The sequence below is a fragment of the Lacisediminihabitans profunda genome, from assembly GCF_008040105.1.
Taxonomy (GTDB): Bacteria; Actinomycetota; Actinomycetes; order Actinomycetales; family Microbacteriaceae; genus Lacisediminihabitans; species Lacisediminihabitans profunda.
In genome coordinates this window covers 69377-80783 of the sequence record NZ_VRMG01000016.1, presented here as the reverse complement: position 1 = coordinate 80783, position 11407 = coordinate 69377, and the positions used below count along the sequence as shown (strand labels likewise).

At 63.1% G+C, this 11407-nt stretch carries 10 protein-coding genes and 1 pseudogene; 7 read left to right on the top strand and 4 right to left on the bottom strand.

The window, feature by feature from the left end:
* The first annotated feature begins 207 nt into the window (after nt 1–207).
* Nucleotides 208–528: a hypothetical protein gene (locus FVP33_RS18620; RefSeq protein ID WP_147785195.1), complete on the top strand. Its 321-nt coding sequence runs from the start codon at nt 208–210 to the stop codon at nt 526–528.
* Between the two features lie 888 nt (nt 529–1416).
* On the opposite strand, the pseudogene FVP33_RS18615 reads toward FVP33_RS18620, so the two are convergent.
* Nucleotides 1417–1671, bottom strand: a pseudogene (locus FVP33_RS18615) (tyrosine-type recombinase/integrase); the annotation flags it as partial.
* 159 nt (nt 1672–1830) lie between these two features.
* Between FVP33_RS18615 and FVP33_RS18610 the strand changes: the two are divergent.
* From FVP33_RS18610 to FVP33_RS18595, 4 genes are all read left to right on the top strand, one after another.
* Nucleotides 1831–2565, top strand: a complete 735-nt coding sequence (locus tag FVP33_RS18610; protein WP_147785194.1) for a VIT1/CCC1 transporter family protein — start codon at nt 1831–1833, stop codon at nt 2563–2565.
* Between the two features lie 251 nt (nt 2566–2816).
* On the top strand, nt 2817–4214 hold the full coding sequence (locus tag FVP33_RS18605; protein ID WP_187270810.1) for an IS30 family transposase: 1398 nt from the start codon (nt 2817–2819) through the stop codon (nt 4212–4214).
* 136 nt (nt 4215–4350) lie between these two features.
* Nucleotides 4351–4716: an ArsR/SmtB family transcription factor gene (locus FVP33_RS18600; RefSeq protein WP_147785193.1), complete on the top strand. Its 366-nt coding sequence runs from the start codon at nt 4351–4353 to the stop codon at nt 4714–4716.
* Nucleotides 4713–5744, top strand: coding sequence for a cation diffusion facilitator family transporter (locus FVP33_RS18595; protein WP_147785192.1), 1032 nt, complete (start codon nt 4713–4715; stop codon nt 5742–5744). The genes FVP33_RS18600 and FVP33_RS18595 overlap by 4 nt, the downstream gene beginning before the upstream one ends.
* A 192-nt stretch (nt 5745–5936) precedes the next feature.
* Here the strand turns inward: FVP33_RS18595 and FVP33_RS18590 are convergent, their stop codons facing one another.
* The gene (locus FVP33_RS18590) at nt 5937–6437 is read right to left on the bottom strand and encodes a MarR family winged helix-turn-helix transcriptional regulator (RefSeq protein WP_147785191.1); all 501 of its coding nucleotides are present in this window, start codon (nt 6435–6437) and stop codon (nt 5937–5939) included.
* Nucleotides 6438–6528: 91 nt separating this feature from the next.
* On the opposite strand from FVP33_RS18590, the gene FVP33_RS18585 reads away from it, so the two are divergent.
* On the top strand, nt 6529–7320 hold the full coding sequence (locus tag FVP33_RS18585; RefSeq protein ID WP_147785190.1) for an SDR family NAD(P)-dependent oxidoreductase: 792 nt from the start codon (nt 6529–6531) through the stop codon (nt 7318–7320).
* A gap of 743 nt (nt 7321–8063) precedes the next feature.
* On the opposite strand, the gene FVP33_RS18575 is transcribed toward FVP33_RS18585, so the two are convergent.
* The gene (locus FVP33_RS18575; RefSeq protein WP_147785189.1) at nt 8064–8897 is read right to left on the bottom strand and encodes an alpha/beta fold hydrolase; all 834 of its coding nucleotides are present in this window, start codon (nt 8895–8897) and stop codon (nt 8064–8066) included.
* 288 nt (nt 8898–9185) lie between these two features.
* Here FVP33_RS18575 and FVP33_RS18570 point away from each other — a divergent pair, with 288 nt between their 5' ends.
* Nucleotides 9186–9983 carry an alpha/beta fold hydrolase gene (locus FVP33_RS18570; RefSeq protein WP_147785188.1) on the top strand — a complete coding sequence of 266 codons (798 nt, stop codon included), beginning with the start codon at nt 9186–9188 and terminating at the stop codon, nt 9981–9983.
* 29 nt (nt 9984–10012) lie between these two features.
* Here FVP33_RS18570 and pdxR read toward each other — a convergent pair whose 3' ends face one another.
* Nucleotides 10013–11407, bottom strand: a complete 1395-nt coding sequence (gene pdxR / locus FVP33_RS18565) for a MocR-like pyridoxine biosynthesis transcription factor PdxR (protein WP_147785187.1) — start codon at nt 11405–11407, stop codon at nt 10013–10015.

The window sequence follows — 11407 nt, the reverse complement described above, 5'->3', positions numbered from 1 at the left end:
CCCGCGCCTCACCGAGCATCCTCAGAGCCCGCTCACGCATCTCAGTCGTATATCTAGCCATCAGTTCCATCCGTGATCAAAAGATGGAACTAAACCCAGGCCGAATCACACGATTCCCAACTGCTGTCTGACTTTTCGCGTTTCCGGTCCCTCCCTCGAATGGTCCGGCGGATTGCGCGCTAGCCTTGCCCGCCCCATGCTTGCGTCATGCAAATCGCCAATGCCGGGAACTCGGATCGACGAAGGTTCAGCGCGCAGGCTCTGCAATTGGCCCAGATGCTCCACGACTGGGACCCGATCGGTGTCTACGAGGGCGACGATCCGAACCCTTCAGCCGACGAGTACGACGATTTGGTGTCGCCGATCTTGACCGCCCTTCGGAATAGCCCCGATCCGACATTGCTTGCAGGTCAACTGCGCGAGGTTCTTTCATCTGACTACGGGCTCAGCGACGTGGACGACGTCGACGAGTTCGCGGAGCAGGTCGTCGCTTGGTCGATCACTCAACGGGGTGGATCAAACCTTTAGCATCGATCGGCGGAAGGCTCCCTGCAGAGTCACCGCTGATTGCTCAGCAGAAGCCTGTCTCGCTGGCGGTCCCGCTGCGGCGTACCTTATTGCGCGAGGTAGTCTGCCGCTCCAGACGGAAACAGCGGGCGTGCACCATCGCGAAGCTCCGAGATCGCGATCCAGCGCACCGATCATCTCGATCGCAGGGATCCTGTTTTGCGGCGGAATCATCGCACTCATCGCACCGCCGCTGATCCAGGCCGGTCAGGAATGCGCTCGACTTGGTGACGGCACCCATGTCGTGGGAAATTCCACCTACACATGCACCCCCACATCCTTCAACGTCTACACCCACTCCTAGGCGCGCTTAGCGCCTGGAAGGTTCGTCCATCCCGCGGCTCGACTCACTCCCCGGCTACGGAGTTAGTTTGAGAACGCCGAATCCGCCCAGCCAGGCAGATGCGGGAAACTAGGAAGCCGGCGAGGACGAGGCCGGCTACTCTCGCGCCGACCCCACCCTGATTCGAAGCTTCCCAAAGATGGACCTTGACGGCGAGGCCGACGGTGTGCCTTGGGCGCGCCCCGAATTCGGCACCGTAAGCGTGGGTTAGTGAGCCGCCAGCCGCCAACCGAGCTCGCTCGTATTCGCCTATTCCTTGCTCAGCTGGTCCCGCGGCGTCGACCTTGCGAACGCCGGGCCGGGTCCCGATCGTGAACACTCCCGAGCGTGTGGCAATGCGCGAGTCGACCTCGGCCAGCGAATGTACAGTCTGAACGCGTTTGTCCAGACTCGGTTGTCAAAACGCATCACCCCTCCAATGCCGACAACCCCGGAATCGCGGGGGTCCAGACTTGGCAACTTGTCCAAACTAGCGAGGCAAGCGACAAACCTCACAAAAACGCTGGTCAGAAGCCAGTTCGTTTTTCTCCTTCTTCCGCAGATCCGTCCAGTGGCAACGTTTTGGCAACAGTTGATTCGACGATGGCGTGGTCGAGGGCGAGTGAAACGGCATCCAGGTCACTGTCGAACAGGTCTGAATAGACGTCGAGGGTGACCGCTGCGGACGCGTGTCCGAGCATCCGTTGCACGGCTTTGACGTTGGCACCGGCGCTGATCGCCAGGCTCGCGGCGGTGTGCCGCAACTCGTGCGGGGTGAGGCCCTGGACGCCTTCGTCGACAAGCGCCCTCCCACGTCGAAAAGTGCGGCTCGCCGGCGGTGACGGAGGGGCCCGCCTGCGGGACCTTGGACCTCGGCGCTGCCGGGCGCGCGCGAAATACTTAAACGCACACAGATCGACCCCGCAAGGAGCCCCACAGCCATGACAAATTCTTACTCCCGAGGTTGGGTCCGTCATCCCAACGAGGCCCACACCGGAAGCGTTTCCGGGCGACTCAACTGGCTGCGGGCCGGAGTGCTGGGGGCGAACGACGGAATCGTCTCGGTTGCTGCGATGGTCGTCGGTGTTGCGGGCGCGAGCCACCAGACCTCGGCGATTCTTACCGCGGGCGCAGCCGGGCTGGTCGGCGGCGCCATTTCGATGGCGCTCGGCGAATACGTCTCGGTGAGCAGCCAAAGCGACAGCCAGAAGGCGCTGATCGAAAAGGAGAAGAGGGAACTTCGCGAAGATCCCGAACGTGAGCTTGCCGAACTGGCGGGCTTGTGCGAGCAGCAAGGACTCTCCGGGCCAACGGCGCGCCTCGTGGCCACCGAGCTCACCGAACGCGATGCTCTGAAAGCGCATCTGGCCACCGAACTGAATATCTCCGAAGAAGAAGTTGTCAGCGCCTGGCACGCAGCGTGGGTCTCGGCGGTGGCCTTCACCATCGGTGCCCTGGTGCCGCTCCTCGCGATTCTCCTGCCACCGGAAAACATCCGGATACCCATCACCTTTGCCGCAGTGATCATTGCGCTGGTCCTTCTCGGCGTTGCTGGCGCTCGGTTGGGCGGGAGCCCGGTTCTGCGGCCGACCCTGCGAGTCGTTGTGGGCGGCACTCTCGCCCTGCTCGCGACCTTTGCCATCGGGATTCTTCTCGGAACAACCGGTGTCGTGTGACCTGCAGAATCACCTCCAGGCGAGCGACGACCAGTTTTGACGGGGGTCGACTCGCGGCGGGGCCCGGCGGAGTGCCTCGAGCGAGGGCGTTCAATCTTCCCGGTAGCGGTTCTCGGGTTTTGGTCAGCCATTGAGCCCCGTCTTGAGCTCGTCGGGTGTGAGTTGCATCTTCCTTGCCTCGCCCGATTGAGAGAGAGAAAATTAGGCCGTATTCAACCGGTCGAAGCAACACCTGATTATGGAGGTGTTGGATGCGGGTTCGAGATCGGCAGAGTCAGGTGCGGGCGTATCGGGGTCAGATCCCTTCGCCGGGTCGGCCGTCGGTGGCGTGGCGCGAGGATCGGGTGCGGTTCTGGGCGGCGATCGCGGCAGGTGCGAAGACCCGGGACGCGGGTGTCGCGGCGGGCGTGTCAGAGCCCGTTGCGCATCGCTGGTTCCTGCACGCTGGCGGGGTGAATCCCCGATTGGCCCCGACACTGTCCGGGCGGTACCTCTCCTCCAGTAACCGCGAGGAGATCGCGTTGTGGCGGGCGCAAGGCTGCGGGGTGCGAGAGATTGCCCGCCGACTGGGCCGAAACCCATCGACGATCTCCAGGGAGCTGCGCCGGAACGCGTCGACGAGAACGTACCGGTTGGACTACAAGGCCTCGACCGCGCAGTGGCACGCCGAACGACGTGCTCGCCGCCCCAAGACTGCGAAGCTGATCGCAAACGAGCGCCTCCGCGAATACGTCAACGACAAGCTCAGCGGACACGTCAGATCGGGCGGAGGGGAACGCCTCGGGCCGGCTGGCCCAAGCTGGGACGGAAAGAACAAACCGCACCGGGAAGACCGTGAGTGGGTGACGGCGTGGAGTCCACAGCAGATCGCAAAACGGCTACCCGTCGAGTTTCCGGACGATCCATCGATGCGGATCTCGCACGAAGCGATCTACCAAGCCCTCTACGTTCCGGCCCGAGGTGGTCTGAGCCGGGAGCAGTCCTGGCATCTGCGCCGGGGACACACGAAACGTATGCCCAGGGCAAGGACACGCCAGCAGGCGTGGGCTCACGTTACCGACGCCACGACCCTGAAGAAACGGCCTTCCGAAGCCGAGGACCGAAACGTCGCGGGCCATTGGGAGGGAGACCTCATCATCGGTCTCAACCGGTCGGCGATCGCGACTCTGATCGACCGCACGACCCGTTTCGCGATGCTGGTCCACCTGCCCAGGCAGGCCGGCTACGGGCTGGTCAAGCCTACGAAGAACGGGCCAGCGTTAGCGGGCTACGGAGCAGTCACGATGAAGAACGCGCTCGTCGCCACCTTCGAGGAGCTGCCGTCGGGTCTGCGCCGCTCACTGACCTGGGATCGGGGCAAGGAAATGTCAGCGCATGCGCTCCTGACGAAGGAGATCGGGTTGCCGGTCTACTTCGCCGACGCGAAGAGCCCCTGGCAGCGTGGCAGCAACGAGCACCTCAACGGGCTGCTTCGGCAGTACTTCCCCAAGGGCACCGACCTGTCCCGCTGGAGCACATCCGAAATCCAAGCCATCGCCGACACGATCAACAACCGGCCACGCGGAATCCTGGGCTGGCGCACACCAGCCGAAGCCTTCGCTGACCAGCTACGCTCGTCACAGGAAGCCAGTGTTGCTTCGACCGGTTGAATACGGCTAGTTCCGAAGCCACCCACCCCGCCCCTGTCGGGGCCTGACGCCACTCGAATCGCTCGATCGCGACCCGCCCGCTACGGAGGCACGTCGTGCGGCAGACCGCACCGGGCGCACGTGCGATAATCTGCGTATGGACGCAGATAGGCAGATATGCGGACGGGAGTCGGACAGCCAATTCGTCGAACTCGCGGTCGAAGTGTTCTCAATGCTTGCCGATGCCACCCGGGTCAGGCTCATCATCGCTCTGCGAGACGGCGAACTCTCGGTCAATCACCTGGCCGGGATTGTAGACAAGTCGCCCGCGGCTGTCTCCCAGCACCTGGCCAAATTGCGGCTCGCCCACATCGTCTCGACTAGACACGAGGGCCAACGCGTCTTCTACCGGCTCGAAAATGAGCACGCTAGCAGCCTGGTCACGGACGCGATCTTCCAGGCCGAGCACTCACTCGGCGGCATTCCCCGTCACCATCACCCACAGAACGAAGCCCCCGCATGAGCGCGCATCACGAGCACGATCACGAGCACGGCCACTCCCACGGCGAAGGCGCCCATGCACATCCGACCGGCATCAGAGGGATCTTCTACGGGCTGTTCGTGCCCCACAGCCACGATGCCGCCGACTCGATAGACGACGCGCTGGAGGCGAGCAAGGAAGGAGTCCGCGCGGTGAAGATCAGCCTCTTCATTCTCCTCGGCACGACCCTGCTGCAATTCATCGTGGTGCTCCTCAGCGGATCGGTCGCCCTGCTGGCCGACACCATCCATAACTTCGCGGATGCCCTCACCGCGGTTCCCCTGTGGATCGCCTTCGTCCTCGGCCGACGCGCCGCGACGCGCAAGTACACGTACGGCTTCGGGCGCGCCGAAGACCTCGCCGGACTGTTCATCGTCGGCGTCGTCGCGCTGTCGGCGGTGGTGGCGGCCTGGCAGTCCATCGACCGGCTCGTGCACCCGCATCCGCTGCACAACCTGTGGTGGGTACTCGCGGCCGGTCTCATCGGCTTCGCCGGCAACGAAGCGGTCGCGATCTACCGCATCCGTGTCGGACAGCAGATCGGGTCGGCGGCGCTGGTCGCGGACGGCGTGCACGCGCGCATCGACGGATTCACCTCTCTCGCCGTCGTCGTCGGCGCGCTCGGTGTCATTCTGGGATTTCCGCTCGCCGACCCCATCGTCGGCCTGCTGATTTCGGCGGCGATCATCGTGCTTCTCTGGGGCACCGTGCGCAGCATCGGCTGCCGCCTTATGGACGGCATCGAGCCCGGACTCGTGGACCGAGCGGAGCACGCCCTCAAGCACACGCCGGGAGTGCTCTCCGTGACTGACCTGAGACTCCGGTGGGTCGGGCACCGCCTTCAGGGCGCGGCGACGATCGTGGTCGCCGACACGACGCTCTCCGCGGCGGAACTGGTCGCCCGCGAGGCCGGACACCGGCTCTCCCACGAACTGCCGAATCTCGACGACATGGCGATCAGCACCGTCTCGACGGCGACCTATCCGGCGGGCGGGCGGGCAGCGCGGTAGGCCGGATAGGTTCTGCTATCGGATGGTCATTGGGCTCCCTGCATTGTTCAGGGCCGATCGGAGCCCGCTCACGCCTTCGAATTCGTGGGTGCGCATGTGCAACGCATCAGCCCCAACCAGTTTCGACACAGAATCATCGGTGAAGATCACCTCCGGGGCATCACCTGAAGGACGTGTTGAAAACAGAACTCTCTAGTAGGTGTCGGGTCGTGACGGCTGCCACCCCGAATGATCCCGGATGGCTCGCTGAATCCGCAGGCTGATCTCGCGCAGCTGACCCCGTTGAGCAGTCGTGAGAGGCTCGAGGACCAATTTTGAGACGGTCTGAGCTTGCACGGGATTGGCCTTTTCGAGCACTTCCAGCCCGGACTCGGTCAGGGTGGTCAGAGCCGACCGCCCATCGAAGGGGTTTCGAGTGCGCTGTACCCAACCCCGACCCTCAAGCCGCGATACTGCTCGAGACAGCCGCGATAGCGAGCTGTTGGCATAACCAGCCAGAACGGTCATCCCCAGCGCGTGGTCCGGTGTGTCAGCCAGCGCGAACAGGATGCCGTACTCGAAGTGCGTGAGATTGAAACCGCGAACCAGAGGGGCATCGAGGGCGGGCGGCAACCACTCCAGTAGCGTCGCAAGGGCCGCCCACGTCGTGAGGTCATCTCCCGTGAGACGGTTCGGTGCGCTGGAATCACTCATCCTCACAGATTACAAGGTTGCTTGACTGAGTAATCAAATGAGGTAAGTTTTTACTTGACTGAGCAAGTAATAACGAGAGGCAAAGACGACAATGGATATGCAGCTGGCAAACAAACGCGCCTTCATAAGCGGCTCAACGCAGGGGATTGGGTATTCGATCGCGAAGGCACTTCTCCGGGAGGGCGTCGCGGTGGTTATCAACGGCCGTGACGACAGCCGGCTCCAGCAATCGATGAAGAATCTCGAAGCCGAAGTGCCTGGCGGGAGCGTAACGGGTATTGCGGCGGACTTCGCGGACGGCGCTGAGGTGCAGCGCCTGCTCGGCTCGCTCGGCGCCGTCGACATCCTTGTCAACAACGTCGGTCTCTTCGAGATGAAGCCGTTCGCCGGAATACTCGACGACGACTGGTCGCGCTATTTCGACGTCAACGTGATGAGCGGAGTCCGACTGTCGCGAGAGCTGTTGCCCGGGATGATCGACGCAGGATGGGGCCGGATCGTCTTCTTGGGGAGTGAATCTGGTGTAAACATACCCGCTGACATGACGCACTACGGCGTGACCAAGGCGGCGATGCTGGCTTTGAGTAATGGGCTCGCCAAGCTCACCCGCGGTACCGGCGTGACCGTCAACACGATCCTCGGCGGGCCGACCTACTCAGACGGCGTCGCCAGTGCCATCCGCGGCATCGCCAAGGCGCAGCGGCTCTCGACGGATGATCTGAAGGCGGTGATCATTGGAGCGAACCAGACGTCTCTCCTCGAGCGCTTCATCGAGCCTGACGAAATCGCGAATCTCGCCGTGTATCTCTCGAGCCCCCTTTCGTCTGCGACGAACGGAGCTGCCGTTCGCGCTGACGGCGGAGTGCTGACGGCGGTGCTTTGACCGCGCCAGGGACGGTGCGCGAAAGTCACGTTCCCACTGTCCGGGAACCACTGACGTGATCGGTGTCGTTGGTCAGTTCTGGTCAAACTTGCCGAAGTCGACGTTGTCACGAAACACGTTCATGGGGTCCACCCGGTGCTTCATGGATAGCAGCCGCTCCAGGGTTGCAGGCGGGAAGCAAGCTTCAGGCGCCGCGAGTCGAGTCGAGTTTCGAAGCTAAGGTATGCGCCCACAGCGTGGCGCTCGACGGGCGCCCAGGCAGTGTCGAGTGTCGCCTCGTGAGAGCCCAGCGCGACGACCGAGCGCCGCCTGTGTGGTCGCGATCGCCGACGCATGCGGAGTGTCAAGCACTTGGTAGCCGCGGCCGGCATGAGGCACGCCCTCCTCGATGGCTGCTGGCACGAGGTCCTGCCATACCCGGAAGACAACCCCAATTGGCCAACATAGCGTCGGCTGACCAAATTCGTCCGCTTGAGGGTTATCCGCCATGCTTCGAGACGAACAAATCGATATGTTTGGAATATCAGTTGTGGTCAATACAAACGGGAAAGGGCCCGCGCTAGCCCTGTAGCGTCTCGCCTTCCTCGGCAAGATTACTGAATGGACAGCCGGTGCCCCCGTGCAAAGGCAAGGCCATCTCCCCCGGCTCGGACCCGATAACTGGTCCGAGAACGAAAAAACACATGGGGCCCTCATCGCCCAACAGGAGCTGACCGCGACGAGCTCAACGTCACTCCAGACTGTCAGTTCGCGTTCGCCTGAAGCCAATCCAATGCGAGGAAACTCGCGTTGAGCACCGAAATGTGACCGTCTCTAGGCCGTAACCACAGTTCGCCGTGAGATGTGGCGTGCGTTTGCCACCGTCCGTGTGCGGCGGGGACGATACGGTCCATGCCACCTTGTACGAAGAGTGCCGGTACGCGTACTTGAGAGAGGTCAAAGCCCCACGGAGAAACGAACGCTACATCGTCGTCAATCAATCCATCGGGACCGCCGTCGCCTGCGCGCATTGCGTCGCGACCGAGCGAGCTCCACGGATCTTCGAGCGTGTCATAGTCGATCTGGATGAAGCTTCTGGGATCGAATTCATCGATCTCGGCGAATTGGGCGCGTGCGGTGCGACCGTCAATTGCCGCCCGCAGCCCCCCGGGCGCGACCATGCCGTCAAACCAGTCGAACTCCGCGGTCAGCGGTGCGATGCCGGCCAAGCAGCACACCGAGGCGACTCGGTCCGGCAGGAGAGCGGCACAGGCTAGGGCGTGTGGACCACCGCCTGACGCTCCCATCGAAGCGAACCGCCCCACGCCGAGGGCGTCGGCAACCTGCGCCACATCGCCCGCCGCCGATGCGACGCTTCTGCCCGGCAGGGGCGTGGAACCTCCATAGCTTGGTCGACCATAGGAGATGATTCGAATGCCGCGAGAGGCGGTCGCCGACACCAACGGATCGAGGAGGGCGCCCGTCTGGGGTGATCCGTGATGCCAGATCACCGTGAAAGCCTGCGGCGTCCCGGGCGCGCTGTCGTAGGTGCTGAGGATGCGGCCGTCGTCCAGAACTACGTTCCGCTGCGCGATCATCAACCGACTGTACCTCTCCTGCGGAGCCACACCACCAGACAGAGCAAGGCTCCATCACGGGCGGCACCCAGCAGAAGTTCGCCGGCGGATTCGCCGGTGTCCCGGCCTCCGAACCGACTGCCAGGCTGCCGCCGCGGGTTCCCTTCTCGGCAGCCCGTTGGCGAACGGCAGCACTCGAAAGGAGTGGCCTCAGGTTCTATGCCCAAATTGGACCGAAGACCGGGGCTGGCGTCCCCATAGCATGGCCTCTGATGATTCTTCACAGGCGTTGGGGAAAGGTCTTTGGCAATGTCTGAACTAGTGGCCGTAGATGGCACCACCGTGATCGCTCACCGTGCGGGAATGGGACCGATCATCTTGGTCGTTCACCCGGGCATGGATGACGGTCATTCCTGGAGGAAGGTGAATGCGCTCCTTGCTGAGAACTTCACCGTCGTATCGGTTCACCGCCGCCAGTACCGACTCGATCTGACCGAACCGGTATCAATCCGGGATGAGGTCTCCGATATAGGAGCTCTTGTCGCGACCTTTGGGGAGCGTGTCTTGATCACCGGACACTCTTCCGGGGCCGTCGTTGCTTTGGAAGCTTTGGCCGCCTTGCCTGATGCCTTCATCGGTGCAGTCTTGTACGAGCCCCCGGTGACAATCGATCTGACAGAGCCGATGGGCGGCAGCGCCTTGGGTGCCGCGCAGCAAGCCATCGCTGAAAAGAGACCCGGCAAGGCTATCCAGATCTTCACGCGGGATATGGTCGGCTTGCCCGCTTGGCAGTCCCGGCTCATTCGGGTCTTCGTGACATTGAACACGCGGATGAAAGGTCTTGCCCCGCGTCAGATCGCGGATGTTTCCGCTATGCGGGATCTGGGCGTGCGCCTTCCCGCGTACGCCGGAATCGAGGTACCCGTGCTGCTGGTCGGCGGTGACCAAAGCCCGGGAGGTCTGTCGAGGCAGCTGGACGCATTGCAGTCGACACTCCCTCAAACGCGCCGGGCGTTGCTACCAGGACAAGGCCACTCCGCGAACGAGCGTGCGCCCAGAAAACTGGCGGACCTTATCGCCGGCTTTTACCGCGACGTCACCCGCTGAGGCGTGGATGACCGGTGGGAATTCGATTCTCAGCACAGCAAGTCTGAGATGGCAAAGATCCCGCGGCGGATCGCGTCCTCGTTGAGGTCGCCGAAACCAAAGACGATTCCGGGAGCCGCTCCCGCGGACTGCACCCGGTAGTGGCCCAGACCCTGCAACCCGACCGAGCGGCGCCGGGCCTCCTTGATGATGTGCTCCTCGTCCGCACCAGGGGGGAGCGCCGCCACAGCGTGAAATCCCGCGGCGAGACCGGTCGGTTGAATTCGCGCACCCAACTGAAGCGCCTCGACGAGAGCGTTCCGCCTCGCGGCATAGAGAACCCGCATGCGACGAAGATGACGGTCAAACCGGCCCGACTCCATCAGCTTCGCCAACAGCAATTGATCGAAGGCCGGCGATCCTCGATCAGTGCGCCACTTCTCGTCTGCGATTTCGCTCACGAGTGCCGTCGGTGCGATGACCCAGCCAAGCCGCAGTGCTGGCGCGAGAGACTTGCTCACCGAACCGATCGTCACAACATGACGGTCCGACAGGCCCTGGAGTGCTCCAATCGGCTGCCGGTCGTAGCGGAACTCTGAGTCGTAATCGTCCTCGATGACGATCCCGTCCCTCTCCTTCGCCCAGCCGAGCAAGGCGTGGCGACGTTCCGGCGCGAGAACAACGCCCGTCGGGGTTTGATGCGCAGCAGTGACGATCACAACAGATGCCGTCGTTTCATTGAGGATCTCGACAACCAAGCCGCGGCTATCGACCGGCACGGGGACGACCTGCATCCCAGCCCGACGGACGGTATCAACAACGTCAGGGTGGCCCGGATCTTCGACGGCGACGGAAGTGACCCCCCGGGCCCGGAGCGCGGCAAGAACTAGCCCAGCACCTTGGGTGAACCCGCTACAGATGGTCACGTTGTCTGCGTCCGTCGAACCACCACGCACTCGCTGAAAATAGGAAGCGACGACCCGACGCAACTCAGGATGTCCGCGAGCATCGCCATATCCGGCGTCCCGTGCTGAAGCGGTGCGCGACACCTCCCCGCAGGCCCACAGCCAGTCCCTCATGGGAAAACTATTCAAGTCCGGCCGACCGGGCGAAAAATCGAATTCCAGATCGTCTCTCACCGCCGTGGCCGGATCGGATGAGCGGAAGAGAGGCGAGTCGAACGCCACGCGGGTCCCCGATCCCACCGAGGCTGACAAGTATCCCTCGGCCCCCAGTTGTTCGTACGCGTTCTGCACGAGACCTCGGGAAACGTGCAGATCGGACGCCATCCTTCGAGAAGATGGCAGGCGTTCATTCAACTGGACTTGGCCGGAACGTATCGCGGTTCGCAACGCATTCTGCAACTGGAAACCAAGAGATTCGGAGGCATCTCGGTCAAGATGCATCATCACCTCCGGCGTTAGACCGGACCACTCGGTTGCCAT